The sequence below is a fragment of the Streptomyces sp. NPDC036813 genome (assembly GCF_055609245.1).
The window spans coordinates 1-15034 of sequence record NZ_JBVJPV010000026.1 but is presented as its reverse complement, the minus strand read 5'-3'; the positions used below and the strand labels follow the sequence as shown (position 1 = coordinate 15034).

Sequence of the window (15034 nt, the reverse complement as noted above, 5' to 3'; positions counted from 1 at the left end):
TAGCGCTCGGGGTGGCCAGCAGGTCGGCGGGGACTTCGAAGAACATGCGAATGCCGCGCCGAGCCAGCAGTCTTCCGGTGTCGGCCGGAGGTGTGCTGGGAGATGCCGCGATGTCACTCGGGTGAGACAGCTTCAAGTGTCTGGAGAACCGTCGCACCGCGGCTGGAACACCAGGCGGCGGGCAGTGCACCGGGCGCAAGGACCGTTTCATGGACCCGCAGCCAGCATCGCATCAGGGCGCGAGCACAACCCGGCCGAACACCTTCCCCGTGTCCATCTCTCGGTGGGCCAGCAACGCCTGTCCAGCGGCAACACTTCGTGGACGACCGTGCGCAGGTGCCCGCGCGCTGCATCGGCGAACTGGGACGATCGCACGGCCTGCCGGTCGGGGCTGGGCACGGTGTCCGAGCTGAACGTGGCGAACGACAGCGATCTGCGGAAGGCGTCCATCAGCCGCATGCCGAAGTCCGCCGGCGGTTGTCCAGCGACCACACCGACAGCCACGTACCGCCCGTTGGAGTTCAACTTGTCCAGGAAAAGGGGGAGCTGGGTTCCCCCGCCACGTCGATCACGACATCGAAGCCCGCCGGCGCGTCCGTGCCGTTTTCGCCGGAACGGTCAAGGACATGGTTGCGCCCAGGCCCCGCAGGCGGGCGCCGCGCTCCGCCGACGAGGTGGTGACCGCCACCGCGCTCGCGCCGTCCCTCGCTGCGAGCTGGACCGCCGTGATCCCGATGCTGCCCGCCGCACCGCGCACGAGCACCGTCTCGCCGGGCGTGAACCGGGCCCGGTCCAGGGCGAAGCGGGCGACCACGCCGGACCCACCGAGGGTCACCGCGTCGGCGCCGGTCAAGCCGTCGGGCAGCGCAAGGACGTCCTCGACCGTGGCAACGGCCTGCTCGGCATACCCGCCGGACAGGCCGGTGAACGCCCACACCCGCCGTCCGATCCACGAGGCGTCCACGCCCTCTCCCACCGCGGTGACCGTTCCCGCGACCTCGCTGCCGAGGAGATGGCCCTCCCGGAAGCCGTAGGCGGCAAGCGTTCCGCGGCGGATCACGGCGTCCACGCCGCCCACCCCGATCGCCTCCGTGGCGATCAGCACCTGCCCCGGCGCGGGAACGGGCACGGGCACATCGACGACCTGCAGACCATCGGGTCTCCGAACGTCCTGATCACGACGGCTTTCATCTCTGCTCCTCGGTCGGTGAAGGGACGGACCGCAGCCGGCCACGGGCGTCGAGCCCCCGGCCGGGGCGTAGCGGCGAGTCCCATGATCGAAGCCTTCGCCGCACCGGGGACGCGAGCGCCGACGCCGCTGCCGCCGGCACCGCAACTGCAGCTCACGCCTCCCCCCACGCTCCATGAATCCGTCACTCCCCCGCCTGCAAGCGCTGCGGGGCCTACAGCGATGTGACGCATACATGCGTCTCAGACCACCTGCCGTCGCGCCGGCGCGGCGCAGTTCGCGCAAGGGTGGCGCCTTGCCGCCCGGGGCCGGCTCTCTCTGCGGCCGCCGCCATCAGCACCGGGGAACCCCGCTGGGCGTGGCCCCGGGCGCGCCCGTCAGGCATCAAGGGATCATCACGCAGTGGTTCTCGATGACCCGGCCGCCGCGGTCCAGGCCGCCGCAGACGGCCAGCCTCGGATAGGCCCTGATCTCCCGGTTGACGACGAACCGCCAGCGCGAGACGTTCGCCTTGCTCCCCCGGTAGTCGCCGACGAAGGCGCGCAGCGTCCCCGGCAGGCCGTCTTTGGTCGTGACGGTGATGTCCTGGACGTAGTCGCGCCCCTGGAAGGCGGTGGCAACGCAGATGTAGCTGCCGCAGGTGGACTTCACCTCGGCGCTTGCCGGTGTTGCGGTCGCCAGCAGCAGCGCGCCGACGGCAGTCACAGCGGCGCCGACCATGGTGAGTCGGCGCGAGGCGGGCAACGGGGGCCGGGGCGCAGCGCTGCGGTTGTAGGTCATGAACCCTCCTCGATCGTTCGCGTTGAGTGATCGCCTGATTCCGAACTGTGGCGAATCGGCGTCGATCGGGCAAGGGGGCATCGGTTCGGCCAGGAGCACGAGGGGGCGCAAGGCCGACGCGCCGTCGGCCAATCGGTCGACCGGCCGGGCTGTCGTTGCGGCCCGATGCAAGTGCGCTGGAAGCGGTGCGCGGATCACCTCGGCGGGTGAGGTGTGCGAGTTGGGGGACCGGTGCTCCAAGCAGCCTGCGCGGGGGCGACGGCACGGGCGAATCGAGTGGTCTGGTTGCCCGGCGGCCTCAGCGCCGTCAGTAGCGTACGGCGGTGCCGATCTCGGCCTTCACGGTACCGGAGAGTTCACGTGTGCTGCGGGCCGTGCCGGTGCCGGACGTGCCGGCCGCGATGTCGGAGAGCGTCATGACGACCACGTCCAGCAAATTGCCTGCGCCGTCGCGGAAGTTGACCTGGATGACAAAGGACTTCTCGGAGTCGGTGATGTTCTTGGCGGTCACGGGGACGATGCCGCGCCTGCTGCTGTCGATACTCGGCTTGCCGAGTGTCACGTCGTCGGTGGCGTCGGCGCCGTCCTTGACTGCGTCGAGCTCGCGACGGGCCTCGGCGGTCGCCGACTCCAGGGCCTCGGCCGCCCGGGAGCCCACCGACGCGGCGGCGGAAGCCGCCTGGCCGGCCACGTCCGACGCGTTGTCACCGCCGCCTTCCGAGCATCCCATCGCCCCTACCGCGAGCAGCGCCACCACCCCGGCCACCGTTGCACTGCGTCGTCCGCGTCCCGTCACGTCGTGACCCTTCTGCTCACTGTCGATACGTCGCTTCCGAGTGAAGGCGCAGTTTCCGACGTCCGCATCCTGGGGCAACGGACACAGGGCGACCGCATGGGTGGAACCTGCGGAGAACCCTGCATCGAGGCCGTGGAACATGTTGCTCGCGCGTTACCTGGTCGGATCAGGCTGCGGGCCCGGGTTACGGCCGCGCAGGCCAAAAACAGCTGCTGGACACCGAGGCGCACAAGCTCGTCCCCGCTGAACCTCAGTCGTCAGTTACCAGGACGCACATGTGTGTCGCCGAGCGTCTGGCCGGGCCACGACGTGACAGGACGGGTGTCAGGCCAGCAGCCTTCGCTTCTGTTCCTCGAACTCGGCCTCCGTCAGGATGCCTTGTGCCTTGAGCTCACCGAGTTGCTTGAGTTGGTCGATCTTGCTGCTCATGTCGTCGGCTGCGGGCGCCGCCGGTTCGGGCGGAGGCGCCGAGTAAGCCTGCTGATAACCCTGGGGCTCCTGATAAGCGGACTGCTGGGCTGCCTGGGCGGCCCAGCGTCCCTGCTGGCGACGGGACACCCGGTTTGACACCGCGGTCGCCGTGCCCGCGACCACGGCGGTACGGGCAATCCCGCGAAGAAGTTCCGGCATGGTGATCGCCTCTCACCCTGTCGATGGAAGACTCAGTCTCCATTGGACCATTGCCCTGTTCGGAGGGCATCTCGATGGAAGCGCCCGACGTGTCGGCGGCCTGTTCATGTGACCCGCGCATCGGCGGCACGACGGGACCGGGACGCGGGGCCCGCGGCGCGGGGTCGGCGAGGTGCGCCTGTGTCCCGTGCCTGCGCGTCACCTCACGACGCAGCCTCCGCCGCTTCGAGGGAGGCCAGAATGGCCTGCACGGGCAGGCGTCCCGAGGCGACCAGCTGCGCGCCGCCGCGGCGCAGTGCGGTGGCGAACGGCGCCGCCCAGAGGTTTTCGTAGATCAGCAGGCCGGCTGCGCTGCCCGGCTCGATCGCCGAGGCGGCCTCCTCCACGTCGTCCTGGCCCAGCAGGCCGGAGCGGGCGCCTTCGAAGACGGCGAGGTCGTGGGGTTCGCCACCAGTGATGTCCGAGATCTCCAGGGCGGTCACCGAGCCGTCCTGCTCCTTCTTGACGAACAGCAGGTCCAGGATGCGGATGATGCCCCTGTCCACCAGATCGAGCAGCAGCGGGAAGCCCTCCCCCGTCCTGTGATCGTTCGGAAACTCCACCACGATGTAGTCGATGGGTCCCATTTCGTCCAGTTGCTCGCTCATGGTGGTCACCTCTGTGCGTGTGAGCCCTCTGGTTACATTGCAGCACTGGCGATGTACAGGCGCACGCCGTGTCACTCCGCTGGGCTTCCCCGGCTCGCGTGCCAGGTTCCGCCGGGGTCTCCTCGGAGCCATGACAGGCAGCGACGCTCCTCCGGGGCCCGGGCGCGACGACGAGCTGATAGAACTGCGGCGCCGCGTGAACGAATTGGAGAACACCCGGCATGAGTCGAAGCATCGGTTGCGGGCGCTCGGCTCGGCCCTGCTGATCATTCTGGCGTCCCTGCTGGCCCTCCTCGCGGTGGTCGCGGTCTGGGCGAACAGCATCATCCGGGACACCGATCGCTATGTGGCCACCATGGCGCCGCTCGCGTCCGATCCCGACGTCCAGCAGGCGGTGACCAACCGGGTCACCAGCGCCGTGCTGCAGCGGATCGACGTCGACGGACTCGTCAAGCAGCTGAGCGATGCGGCGTCGCAGAAGGGTGTCCCGCCGCGGGTCGCCGACCTCATCGGCAACCTGGACGGCCCGATCACCAACGGACTGAAGGACCTGGTGAGCCGTACCGTTGAGCGCGTGGTCTCCAGTTCCGCCTTCGAGACGGCCTGGACGAATGCCAACCGCCGGGCTCACTCCGCCGTGAACAAGGCGCTGACCGGCAACAGCGACAGTGTCGTGCAGCTGAAGGACAATGCGGTCGCGATCGATGTCGGGCCCATCGTCGCCCAGGTCAAGGATCGACTGGTCGCCTCGGGGCTCGGGGTCGCGTCGAAGATCCCCGCGGTCCACACGGACTTCGTGGTCGTGCAGGGCAAGGACGTCGGCAAGGTCAAGTCGTATCTGCGCGTACTGCAGATCATCGGCAACTGGCTGCCGGTCATCGCCGTACTGATCGCTGCCGCAGGCGTGTTTCTGGCGTCGCATCGCCGGCGAGCGCTGATCGGGGCCGCGATCGGGTTCTTCCTCGCGATGGTGGTGCTCGGCGTGGGCCTCACTGTCTTCCGCGCCGTATATCTGGACCACCTGCCGCCCGGCGCCAACGAGAACGCCGCGGGCACCGTCTACGACGCTCTGGTGCGGTTCCTGCGCTCCAGTGTGCGGGCGGTCGGGGCACTGGCCGTGGTCACGGGCCTGGGTGCCTTCTTCGTCGGCCCCTCTCGCGGAGCCGTGTTCACCCGTCACTTCTTCAGCAAGGGCATCGGTGCGGGTCGGAGTGTGGCCCTTTCGTCGGGTCTGCGGCTGGGGCCGGTGGGCCGGTTCGTGCACCGCTTCAAGCGGTGGATCGGGGTGGCGATCCTCGCGGTGGCCGCCATCGTCCTGTTCACCTGGAGCTATCCGACCATCGCGGTTGTGGTCTGGATCGCGGTGATCGTTCTGGTCGGCTTCGCCCTCCGCGAATTCCTCGACGACGCCGGGACAGCCGAAGCACCCGGTGGGGTGTGACGGTCTCGTCTGGCTTCCAGGACGTCACGCAGGTCTCAGGACGTCAGCTGGTCGATGCTTCTCCCCACCAGGAACACCCCGGCCACCAGCGCCACGGCCACGAGCGCCGGCTCCTGGTGCGTCTCGAGCCAGGTGCGCAGTTTCCCGAGGCGTACACGAGCCGAATCGGGGGCGAACACCATGTAGACCTCCATCGCGAGAAGACTGCTCGTGGCCAGGGCGCAGTACGCGAACAAGGTCAGGTAGGAGGAGGCCTGGGACATGTCCGCGCTCACCACCGTCGCCGCGCCGGCCGCCACGAGCCCCCACGGCTGGAGGAGTGGACCCAGTCCGGCGGCCGTCCACACGGAGAGCCGGTCGAGCCGCGCCATCGGTCCGCCGGAGGGCTTCCCGCCATGGCCGGCCCGCTCACCGTGCCGACGCCGATGCCGGTACCAACCGTATGCGACCAGCCCCACGCCGATCGCGAGCTTGACCGCGGACGTGGCGGTGGACGGCGGAGACTTGGGAGGCGGAGGTTTGCCGCCCGTGGTGAGCAGCACCGCGATCAGGACGGCGACGAAACAGGCGAGCCAGGCGAGGATGAAGGCCAGCCCCTTCCATGTCCCGCCCCGGGCCGACAGCACGAGGACGAACGCTGTCACCGACAAGGGGAACACAGCGATCGCAAGTCCGATGAGCACCAGGTCAAGGACCATCACGGCCCCCGCCCGATCGTGCCCACCCGGCCGCGGAGCGGCTCTCGTTCATGAACCCAGTCTCACCCGGCACGGCACCTCACACATGCGGGGCGGCGGGGCCGTTCGCGCCGCCGACTCATGCCGTTCCTCAGCATCACGGCGCCGCTCGTCCGTTTCCGGACCTGATCACTCCTTCGGCCCCCTGCTGTGCTCGTGCCGCGAGCCGGGCGGCCGCAGTGGCGGCACGCCGGCAGCATGCAGCCAGGGGCAGGGGCCGGCGAAGGCCGCCCGGACGCCCGGTCACCCCGCAGATCGTGGCGGGAGCGGGGAGCCTCGTTGCAATCCCGGTTGAGAGGAGCGCGGTCCCGGATCGAGGCCCGGTTCCCGGTGATCACCCGTGTGATGTCGCACCTGATCGCGGTGAACCTGCTGGACTCGGCGACACGGCTGGCCGCCCAGACGTTCCTCACCGCCGTACCCCTGGTGTTCGTGGTGGCCGCCTTCGCCCCGCAGTCGCTGCGTGATCAGTTCGTCAGCTCGGTGCAGGACGCCTTCGGAGTGTCCGGAAGCGCGAAAACCGAACTGGAGAAGGTCTTCCAGCCCACCGGCAACCCCTCGGACGAGCTGCGGCAGACCACCGGAGTCGTCGGCGGTCTGATGGTGTTGATCTCTGCCACCGCATGCAGCCGGGCCGTGCAACGGCTGTGCGAGCGCGCCTGGGGCCTGCCCCGGGCGCGCGCCCGGGTCGCCGCCTGGCGCTGGATCGCCTGGCTCGCGACGTGGCTGCTCATGTTCGCAGTACAAGGCAGCCTCCGGGACGGTTTCGGCCTCGGCCTGTGGCTCGGTGTGCCGCTGCTTCTGCTCGCCGAGGTCGGCATCTGGTGGTGGTCGCAGCACTTGCTGCTGACCGCGCGCGTGCCATGGCTGCCGCTCCTGCCCGGGGCGCTCCTGACCGGGACGGCCCTGACCGTCATCACCTCCACCGCCTCGCTGTACATGCCCCGGGCTCTCAACCACAGCCTGGAGAAGTACGGCTCCCTCGGTGCGGTTTTCACCTCGTTGTCCTGGCTGATCTCGCTCTGCGTCGTGGCAACCCTGTGCATCACCGCCGGTGCGGTCGTCGCAGGTGAACCCTGGGCCGTCCGTCGCCTGGGCCCGCCCGTACTGCCCTCTCCCCCGCCCTCCGGCGGCTCTCGGCCGAACGGACCCGCGCCCGACGCTCCACCGCCGCAGTAGTGCTCTTCCTTCGGATGGCCAGGGCGGAGGACGGCAGCCCGGACCGGTCAAGCGGCACCAGGAAGGCCACTCGCCTGGTGGGCTTCCCGTTCGCCGAATGCCGGAATGCGGGGACCCTGCGGCAGCCGCTGGCTGAGCACGAAGGACCCGACCGCGGAAAGCACCACCAGCGCCACTGTCTCCACGTTGCCGAGCAACAGCACGACCAGGACGACACCGCTGACGGGCAGCCGAAGGGCCGCGGTCACGGAGGCCGCCATCCCGATCGCCATGGCCGGCACCAGCCCGAGACCCGGCAGCGGTGCCAGCAGGACGCCGGCGGCACCTCCCAGGAACAGCGCCGGGAACACCGGGCCACCGCGCAGACTGCCCAGACACAGCGTGTAGGCGAGGCCCTTGAAGACCAGGACCGCGACGAGGGCGCCTACCGGCCAGGCGTGCGGATCATGTGCCAGGGCGGACAGCGCGGACTCCCCCGACAGAGCGGCCTCGGCCGGCGAACGGCCGGTGGCGAGCGCGTAGAGCGTGACACAGCCCGCCGCGCCCAGCGCGCACAGCATGGTGTTCCGTACGATGCGGCTCGCCACGAAACGCGCCGCGAACCGCCCGCCGACGAAGATCCAGTGGACCACAAAGGCGATCACGGGCGCGAGCACCAGCACCCAGAGCACGTCCGCCCAGTCGAGGGGAGGTGGCTTGGGCAGACCGATGTTCAAGCTCCCCGTCTCGAAACCGGTCCAGTGGACGAACCCGGTGAAGATCAGGTCTCCTACGCCGCTGGCCAACAGTGCCGGCAGCATCACCGCGAACAGTTGCGGCCCGCCCACCCCGGCCACTTCCATCAGGAGGACGGCGCCCACCACGGGGTTGCCGAAGAGAGCGGAGATGGCCGCCGCCGCCCCCGCGGCACCGAGCAGAGCCGTGCTCGCTTCGGTCTGCGGCGCCCGGGCGAGGCTCGCGAAGTACAACGCCAGCCCGCCGCCCAGGGCGATCAGCGGAGCCTCGGGGCCCAGGACGGCACCGAGCGGCAGACCGACCAGCGCGGCGATCACGACGCCCGGCAGCGCCTCTTTCGTGATCCCGCCCGCATGCAGCCCACCCGCCGGAATGTGGCCGCCCCGGCCGGGAAGGCGTGCGACCACCAGGGCGACCACGAGCCCGGCCACCGTCAGCATGGGGAGGCCCCACCACCAGGGAGCCTGCCGCCAGCCCAGGTCCTTGGGCCAGTCCGTCCAGATCAGCTGTTCCAGCTGGTGCACCGCCACGAGGAACCAGAACGCGGCCAGCGCCACCGGCACACCGATCAGTCCGCAGAACATCAGCGCCCTGCGGTACTCGGGTCGGCCGAGCATGGTCCGCAGCAGGTCGGCTTCCGGAGGCTGACTTCCCGAGACGGTCCCGGAGCCGCTCTCCGACGTCGTTCCGGCGATGGGTCCTCCTGAGTCCGCTCCCACGCACATGGCCGCGTCGGTGTGCACTCCTGATGCGCCATGGCCACATATCGGGATGAACATACATGGAGCGGATCACCATGCTCGTCATCTCGCGCCTGGCGAGGCGGCTCAGCCCCGCGTGACCGCCTGGTCAGCAGGACGGTGACCGGCGGTGAAAGCGACGGCACAACGCCGTGCGACAGGCACGACGGACGAGCCTGTCTGATCGCGTGGGAGCCGGCCGTGTGCCCTCCCCCCAGGCGGGTGAGGTGCGGGGCGGTCGTTTCGGGTGTGATGGCAACCGCGGCCTCAGCGACCGCACCCCGGGCGCCTGCACCTCGGCCCGGGCCGACTCCGTGGGTGGTGCAGGATGGCACGCTGGCAACCTCTGATCATTCTCGGCACGGCCCAGTTCCTGATGGTCCTGGACACCTCCGTCATGAACGTCTCCATCAGCCAGTTGGTCGAGGACTTCGACACGGAGGTCACCGCCATCCAGGCGGTCATCACGCTCTACGCCCTCGTCATGGCGGCGTTCATGGTCATCGGAGGGCGCCTCGGGGACATGCTGGGACGCCGGCGTCTGTTCCTGCTCGGTATGGCCGTCTACGGCACCGGCTCCGCCCTGACCGCCGCGGCCCCGACCCTGTGGGTGCTGGCGCTGGGCTGGTCGGTGATCGAGGGACTGGGTGCCGCGATGGTCCTGCCCTCCATGGCGGCCCTGGTCGCCGAGGCCTATCACGGGCGCGACCGGGCCGTCGCCTACGGCGTCATCGGCGGCCTAGCGGGCGCGGGCATCGCCGTCGGCCCGCTGCTGGGAGGCTGGGTGACCACCTATCTGACGTGGCGTCTGGTCTTCGCCGGCGAGGTGGTGATCGTGCTCGCCGTTCTGGCCTGCCAGCGGGTGATCAGGGAATCCCCGCGCAGCGGTCCGCGCCCCCAACTGGACGGCGTCGGCGCCGTCCTGTCGGCGGCCGGCCTCGCCCTGGGCGTGCTGGGTGTCCTGCAGAGCAGTTCCTGGGGCTGGGTGCAGCCGCGCAATCCGCCGTTCACCGTCTTCGGATTCGCTCCCACGCTGTTCGTCATCGCCGCCGGGGCGGGCCTCCTCGCACTCTTCGTGCGATGGCAGCACCGGCAGGAGGGCGCGGGTGCAGAGCCCTTGGTGCACCTGGGCCTGCTGGGCCGGCCTCCGCTCAGGGCGGGACTCATGGCTCTGCTGAGCCAGAACCTCATCCTGTTGGGTCTGTTCTTCACCATCCCGCTGTATCTCCAGGTGGTCCAGGGGTTCGACGCCTTCGAGACGGGGCTGCGCCTGCTCCCGGTCTCCGCGACCATGCTCGTGGCCTCGTTCGCCGGTTCCCGCCTGGGTCGCTTGGCAGGGCCGCGGCGGGTCGTCCGTTGTGCCCTGGTGACACTGCTGGGGGCGATCGTGTGGCTGCTGGCCACCATCGACCCGGCGATCGATGACGCCCAGTTCGCCGGCGCCATGGCGGTCCTGGGACTGGGCATGGGGTTGCTCGCCTCCCAACTGGGCAACGTCGTGCAGTCCAGCGTCGGCGAACGGGAGCGCAGCGAGGTGGGCGGTCTTCAGTTCACGGCCCAGAATCTCGGCTCGGCACTGGGCACCGCGCTCATCGGATCGCTGCTCATCGGCGCCCTGGCCCACGCCTTCACCACGGAGGTGGAGAACAACCCCGCCCTGTCGCAGGAGGCCCGCCAACAGACGAGTGTGGCGCTCGAGGCCGGCATCTCGTTCGTCCCCACGAGCCAAGTGCACACGGCGGCCCAACGGGCCGGACTTCCGCCCTCCGAGGTCGATGCCGTGACGAATTCGTACGCCACGGCCCAGCTCGACGGCCTCAAGGCGGCCATCCTGGCCACCGGCGGCATCACTCTCATCAGTTTCCTGGTCACCGCGCATCTGCCGGCGGACCGGGCCCCCAGGCCCGAGCGCAAAGAGGCCGGCACGGTCGGCTCGGTGCACTGAGTGCGGCCGGAGACGCTGTCCCCACTGAGCCGAACCACGTCGTGCCGGGGTTCCCCGTCACAGGGCGGCGGCGCGGACCCGGCCCGAGGCGACCGCCGCGGCCAGTGCGCGCGCGTCCCGCTCGTTCTGGTCGGCGTAGGCCTGAGCAAAGACGGCGAGGGCCCGGTCGAAGCGGTCGCCGCCACCCAGGTAGGCGGCGATCGCGACGGGGTCGCCGGAGCGGGCGTGGGCCCGGGCCAGACCTGCCCCGCACAGGTGGGCGAACAGGCGGAGCAGGTCCGGGTCCATGGTGTCCGGCTGGGCGATACCCTTCCAGTCCCGCAGCTGGCGGACGTAGAAGTCCCGGCCGATACCGTCGAGACCCACCGCGTGGGTCCAGCCCAGGAAGATGTCGCTGGTCGTCTGGATCAGGCGCTGTCCGGTGACCACGCGACGGCCCTGGTTGTCGAAACGGGCGGCGCCGTTGTAGGGGGCCAGTACCGACTCGTTGGCCTCCTTGGCCTGCAGCAGCAGCGGGTCGTCGTCCCCGTTGCCGAGCAGGAGCAGGATCCAGCAGCGGGTGCCGACGCTGCCGACGCCCACCACCTTGCGGGCCATGTCCACCAGCCGGTAGCGGCGCAGCAGGAACCGGCGCTCCGACGACAGCGTCCGCGCGTATCCCTCCACCACGCCCCGCAGCTCCTTCTCCTGCCGGTCGTCGGACGGGTCGTTCAGCAGGTCCCGCAGAGGAGTCACGAGCGGAGGGTCGGGCGCGATCCGCCGCCCCTCGGCCGTCACCCGGGTGAGCTTGGCGAAAGCCTCGAGATGGGTGCGTGTGCGGGCTTTCGCCGTCGCCTCGGCGGTGCGGCGCCTGGCCGCCTTGCTCATCGACGAGGCCATCAGGGCACGCATCCGGTCGGCGTCGTCCTGCGCGTACCAGACGTCCAGGGTGGGCATCGGGGCGAACTCCCGCATACGCGTGCGGTAGGCCCGGACACACTCGAGTACGGCGCTGTCCTGGTCGGCGGTTGAGAACCCGTTGTGCCGGCCGGCGATCGCGAAGGAGGCCGCGAGCCGTTTGACGTCCCACTCGAACGGACCGGCCAGGGTCTCGTCGAAGTCGTTGATGTCGAAGACCAGATGACGCTCGGGCGACGCCAGCAGCCGGAAGTTCAGCAGATGGGCGTCTCCGCACAGCTGCACCGTCAGGCCCGTGTTCGGCAACTGCCCGAGATCCATGGCCATGAGGGCGGCGGCCCCCCGGTAGAACCGGAAGGGGGATTCGAGCATGCGGGCGTAGCGGATCGGCACCAACTCGGGCAGGCGGGTGGCCGACTGGCGCTCCAGTACCCCGACCGGATCGGGTCGCTCGCCGTCCGCCTCGAACCAGCCGTGGCAGGAGCGCGGGGCACGCTTGCGGGCGTCTCGGCCGTACGCCGCCCGTTCGGCCGACGACGCCGCGGGGTGCGCGGTGATCGGTGTCGTCATGACGGTCCTTCCGTTTCTCCCCCGCTCCGGTCGCGGTCCGTCGCCTGCTCGCCCTTGCGCCGCAGTCCCGTCTGGACGGCTTCAGCGAGGATCCGCGCGGCGACACCGAAGAGCATCAGTCCGCCCGCCATCTGCAGCATCGTCACCACGCGGCCCGCCTGTGAGCGGGCGGTGATGTCGCCGTACCCGACCGTGGTGAATGTGGTGAGCGTGAAGTACAGGGCGTCCGTGCGCGTCAGCGGCTCGCTGAAGGAGCCCGGCGTGTGCCGTTCCATCAGGTAGTAGGCGCAGGAGAAGAGGACGAGATACAGCGCGATGGTGGTGGCGAGCGCCTCCACGGCCTTCAGCCGGGGGTAGGGCGAGCGGACGATGATCCGCACCTCCCACGCGAAGACGCCGGCCACGGCGACCAGACCGCACACGAGGACGACGGTCGTGAGGACCGTGCCGCCGTGGTCCAGGGGCAGCAGGTAGAAGGCGGTGAGGAGGACGGCCGCGATGAGGACGGGACGCAGGAGGGCGACGAACGTCGCGAACCGGCCCGGGCGCGCCCGCGAGCGGGGTGGGCGCGCCCGCCCGGGGGCGGATGCCTCGGTCCTGTGGGCGACTGGATCACTCATGGCGTGGCACTTGGTCCCTCCGCGAACGGTGGCCGGGTCCTGAGCCCAGCCCACCGTCTCGACGCCCGGTGCGGATCACCCACCGGGGGTGACCCGATGGGCGTCCTTGCGCGCGACGCTGTGGAGGTGCGGGCATCGCACACACCGTCCCGTCGGCGGTCCGGCAGCGGGCCGCGTCACGCGAGGAGGAGCCATGACCGTGTCGCGTGGTCCGGCGCCGCGCTCCGGATCCGAACCTCTGACCGACGGGACGCCGCAGGCCCCGGACGGGAATGCCGCGGGACCGACCGACGCGGCGGGTCCCGCCCGGGGCTACGACCCCGAACGGCAGCTGTCCGAGCTCGGCGGCTCCTGGGCCTGGCTGCTGGGTTCGGCGGTGACCACGTTGGTGCCCGGCATCCTGATCCTGGTCTGGCCGCACGAGACCCTGCACGTCCTGGCTGTGCTCATCGGGCTGTATCTGCTCGTGACGGGTGGCTTCCGGTTCGTCGCCGCCTTCGCCCGCGAGCACGGCGACCGGCACACCGGCCTCCTGGTCGCGGTGCTGTACGTCCTGGCCGGAGTGCTGTGCCTGCGGCATCCGCTGCAGACGATCGCCGCGCTCTCACTGATCACCGGCGCCGTCTGGCTCGTCACCGGTCTGCTGACCGCCTGGGCGGCCCTCGCGGCAAAGGGCCTGCCGCACCGCGGCTTCGTCCTCGGTGTCGCCGCCCTCGCCGCCGTGGCGGGTGTCGTGGTGCTCGCCCTGCCCTCCGAGTCCGCCGTGGCCCTGACACGGCTGCTCGGCCTGTGGCTGGTGCTGCTCGGTGTCGCCGAGCTCGGTCTGTCCCTGGCTCTGCGGGCCGCTCTGCGCAGGGAGCGCTCCAGGCCCGCGTCCGGCCCGTCGGCGGTGTGAGTACCGACACCCGAGGAGCGCCGTGGCTTCGAGGACGTCCCCTGCACGTCCCCTGCACCTCCAGGACCCTGCAGCGGGGACCGCGCCCGGGGGGCTGAGCGCCGGGGAGCACGCCCACCGGCGATCGTGACCGGTCGGCTGACCACCGGGCCGCGTCCCACGTCGGCGTCGACGCGCTGACGGTGTCGCCGAGGAAAGCGCCGGCGGAACACGGCGCGCCCGGTCGGCGTCCGGCCGGGCGGCCCCCTGAGTCACCAGGGCCTCACCCATCTCGGGTGAGGTCGGGTGGGTGTGGGCGTGTGCACGCTGAGATCAGCCGGGGACGGCGGCGGGGCGCCCGCCCGGAAGCGAGAAGAGAGATGAGCACCCCATGGAACTCGCCTACGACTACCCGCTCCTGAGCATGTTCTGGACCATGCTGTGGTTCTTCCTGTGGATCATGTGGTTCGTGCTGCTCTTCCGGATCATCGGCGACATCTTCCGCGACGACGAGCTGAGCGGCTGGGGCAAGACCGGCTGGATGATCTTCGTCATCGTGCTGCCCTTCCTCGGCGTCTTCGTCTACGTCATCGCCCGCGGCAAGAGCATGGGCCACCGCGAGATCGCCCACGCCCGAGCCCAGCAGGCGGAGGTCGACGCGTACATCAAGAAGACAGCGGGCGACGCCAGCCGACCCACGAGCGCGGACGAACTCGCCAAGCTGTCCGACATGCGCTCCCGCGGAGACATCACCGACGAGGAATTCCGCCGCGCCAAGGATCTTGTCCTCAGCCAGACCGCTGCACCGGCCGGTTCCGGCACCCCGTCCGGCTCCGGCACCTCGAGCGCATCCGCACCCCGCTGAGCGAGCACAAGGAAACGAGGCAGACAGATGACCGCCACCCACGCGCCCCGGGCGGGGCACTCGACGAAGTTCGCATGGGCAGCCGGCCTGATGACGTTCGCCGGCGTCATGCTCACCCTCGTGGGGATCCTGGACATCTTCCGCGGCATCATGGCGATCGCCGAGGACGACGTGTTCCTCAACACGCGCAACTACGTCTTCCAGTTCGACCTCACCGGCTGGGGCTGGATCCACCTCGCCCTCGGCGTCGTCGCCGTGATCATCAGCATCGGGCTGTTCCAGGCGGCGACGTGGGCGAGGGTCCTCGGCGTGGCCATCGCCGGACTCGTCATCATCGCCAACTTCCTCTCCCTGCCCTACTACCCGGTGTGGTCCGTCATCATGATCAC

General features: G+C 70.3%; 14 protein-coding genes and 1 pseudogene. 6 read left to right on the top strand and 9 right to left on the bottom strand.

Translation table 11 applies throughout. The features are described 5' to 3' along the window. Positions 1-232: 232 nt before the first annotated feature. The 5 genes and pseudogenes from ACZ67Q_RS36585 to ACZ67Q_RS36565 all read right to left on the bottom strand — a co-directional run bounded on the left by ACZ67Q_RS36585 (position 233) and on the right by ACZ67Q_RS36565 (position 4042). A pseudogene (locus tag ACZ67Q_RS36585) lies at positions 233-1191 on the bottom strand (zinc-binding dehydrogenase). 382 nt (positions 1192-1573) lie between these two features. Continuing rightward, positions 1574-1969: a hypothetical protein gene (locus ACZ67Q_RS36580; protein WP_471191017.1), complete on the bottom strand. Its 396-nt coding sequence runs from the start codon at positions 1967-1969 to the stop codon at positions 1574-1576. A 307-nt stretch (positions 1970-2276) separates the two neighbouring features. Next, on the bottom strand, positions 2277-2906 hold the full coding sequence (locus ACZ67Q_RS36575; RefSeq protein ID WP_471191014.1) for a hypothetical protein: 630 nt from the start codon (positions 2904-2906) through the stop codon (positions 2277-2279). Positions 2907-3089: 183 nt separating this feature from the next. Next, positions 3090-3395, bottom strand: a complete 306-nt coding sequence (locus ACZ67Q_RS36570; protein WP_471191011.1) for an SHOCT domain-containing protein — start codon at positions 3393-3395, stop codon at positions 3090-3092. Positions 3396-3598: 203 nt separating this feature from the next. Beyond that, positions 3599-4042 (bottom strand): DUF6325 family protein, encoded by a 444-nt coding sequence (locus ACZ67Q_RS36565; protein WP_471191008.1) that lies wholly within the window; start codon positions 4040-4042, stop codon positions 3599-3601. On the opposite strand from ACZ67Q_RS36565, the gene ACZ67Q_RS36560 reads away from it, so the two are divergent. Continuing rightward, positions 4041-5483 (top strand): hypothetical protein, encoded by a 1443-nt coding sequence (locus tag ACZ67Q_RS36560; protein ID WP_471191005.1) that lies wholly within the window; start codon positions 4041-4043, stop codon positions 5481-5483. The two genes, ACZ67Q_RS36565 and ACZ67Q_RS36560, sit on opposite strands and share 2 nt — an antisense overlap. Before the next feature lie 35 nt (positions 5484-5518). Here ACZ67Q_RS36560 and ACZ67Q_RS36555 read toward each other — a convergent pair whose 3' ends face one another. Then, positions 5519-6181: a GAP family protein gene (locus ACZ67Q_RS36555; RefSeq protein ID WP_471191205.1), complete on the bottom strand. Its 663-nt coding sequence runs from the start codon at positions 6179-6181 to the stop codon at positions 5519-5521. Positions 6182-6565: 384 nt separating this feature from the next. On the opposite strand from ACZ67Q_RS36555, the gene ACZ67Q_RS36550 reads away from it, so the two are divergent. Continuing rightward, positions 6566-7399: a YhjD/YihY/BrkB family envelope integrity protein gene (locus ACZ67Q_RS36550; RefSeq protein WP_471191002.1), complete on the top strand. Its 834-nt coding sequence runs from the start codon at positions 6566-6568 to the stop codon at positions 7397-7399. A 47-nt stretch (positions 7400-7446) separates the two neighbouring features. Here ACZ67Q_RS36550 and ACZ67Q_RS36545 read toward each other — a convergent pair whose 3' ends face one another. Further along, a complete protein-coding gene (locus ACZ67Q_RS36545) occupies positions 7447-8751 on the bottom strand; it encodes a chloride channel protein (RefSeq protein ID WP_471190999.1) in 1305 nt (434 codons plus the stop codon). 451 nt (positions 8752-9202) lie between these two features. Here ACZ67Q_RS36545 and ACZ67Q_RS36540 point away from each other — a divergent pair, with 451 nt between their 5' ends. Continuing rightward, a complete protein-coding gene (locus ACZ67Q_RS36540) occupies positions 9203-10819 on the top strand; it encodes an MFS transporter (protein ID WP_471190996.1) in 1617 nt (538 codons plus the stop codon). 57 nt (positions 10820-10876) lie between these two features. Here ACZ67Q_RS36540 and ACZ67Q_RS36535 read toward each other — a convergent pair whose 3' ends face one another. After that, positions 10877-12286 carry a DUF2252 domain-containing protein gene (locus ACZ67Q_RS36535; protein ID WP_471190994.1) on the bottom strand — a complete coding sequence of 470 codons (1410 nt, stop codon included), beginning with the start codon at positions 12284-12286 and terminating at the stop codon, positions 10877-10879. After that, a complete protein-coding gene (locus ACZ67Q_RS36530; protein WP_471190993.1) occupies positions 12283-12906 on the bottom strand; it encodes a potassium channel family protein in 624 nt (207 codons plus the stop codon). Before ACZ67Q_RS36530 ends, ACZ67Q_RS36535 begins: the two co-directional genes overlap by 4 nt. 193 nt (positions 12907-13099) lie before the next feature. Here ACZ67Q_RS36530 and ACZ67Q_RS36525 point away from each other — a divergent pair, with 193 nt between their 5' ends. The 3 genes from ACZ67Q_RS36525 to ACZ67Q_RS36515 all read left to right on the top strand — a co-directional run. Then, positions 13100-13801, top strand: coding sequence for an HdeD family acid-resistance protein (locus ACZ67Q_RS36525; RefSeq protein ID WP_471190991.1), 702 nt, complete (start codon positions 13100-13102; stop codon positions 13799-13801). A gap of 370 nt (positions 13802-14171) precedes the next feature. After that, positions 14172-14645, top strand: a complete 474-nt coding sequence (locus ACZ67Q_RS36520) for an SHOCT domain-containing protein (protein WP_471190989.1) — start codon at positions 14172-14174, stop codon at positions 14643-14645. 27 nt (positions 14646-14672) lie between these two features. Beyond that, positions 14673-15034, top strand: a 362-nt coding sequence (locus ACZ67Q_RS36515) for a DUF7144 family membrane protein (protein ID WP_471190987.1), incomplete at its 3' end; no start/stop codon positions are given.

Bases quoted from the DNA above. Each gene is read 5' to 3' on its own strand.
- ACZ67Q_RS36580 (WP_471191017.1), bottom strand. From the start codon at position 1,969: ATGACCTACAACCGCAGCGCTGCGCCCCGGCCCCCGTTGCCCGCCTCG.
- ACZ67Q_RS36575 (WP_471191014.1), bottom strand. From the start codon at position 2,906: ATGTTCCACGGCCTCGATGCAGGGTTCTCCGCAGGTTCCACCCATGCG.
- ACZ67Q_RS36570 (WP_471191011.1), bottom strand. From the start codon at position 3,395: ATGCCGGAACTTCTTCGCGGGATTGCCCGTACCGCCGTGGTCGCGGGC.
- ACZ67Q_RS36560 (WP_471191005.1), top strand. From the start codon at position 4,041: ATGGTGGTCACCTCTGTGCGTGTGAGCCCTCTGGTTACATTGCAGCAC.
- ACZ67Q_RS36565 (WP_471191008.1), bottom strand. From the start codon at position 4,042: ATGAGCGAGCAACTGGACGAAATGGGACCCATCGACTACATCGTGGTG.
- ACZ67Q_RS36555 (WP_471191205.1), bottom strand. From the start codon at position 6,181: ATGGTCCTTGACCTGGTGCTCATCGGACTTGCGATCGCTGTGTTCCCC.
- ACZ67Q_RS36550 (WP_471191002.1), top strand. From the start codon at position 6,566: ATGTCGCACCTGATCGCGGTGAACCTGCTGGACTCGGCGACACGGCTG.
- ACZ67Q_RS36545 (WP_471190999.1), bottom strand. From the start codon at position 8,751: ATGCTCGGCCGACCCGAGTACCGCAGGGCGCTGATGTTCTGCGGACTG.
- ACZ67Q_RS36540 (WP_471190996.1), top strand. From the start codon at position 9,203: ATGGCACGCTGGCAACCTCTGATCATTCTCGGCACGGCCCAGTTCCTG.
- ACZ67Q_RS36535 (WP_471190994.1), bottom strand. From the start codon at position 12,286: ATGACGACACCGATCACCGCGCACCCCGCGGCGTCGTCGGCCGAACGG.
- ACZ67Q_RS36530 (WP_471190993.1), bottom strand. From the start codon at position 12,906: ATGAGTGATCCAGTCGCCCACAGGACCGAGGCATCCGCCCCCGGGCGG.
- ACZ67Q_RS36525 (WP_471190991.1), top strand. From the start codon at position 13,100: ATGACCGTGTCGCGTGGTCCGGCGCCGCGCTCCGGATCCGAACCTCTG.
- ACZ67Q_RS36520 (WP_471190989.1), top strand. From the start codon at position 14,172: ATGGAACTCGCCTACGACTACCCGCTCCTGAGCATGTTCTGGACCATG.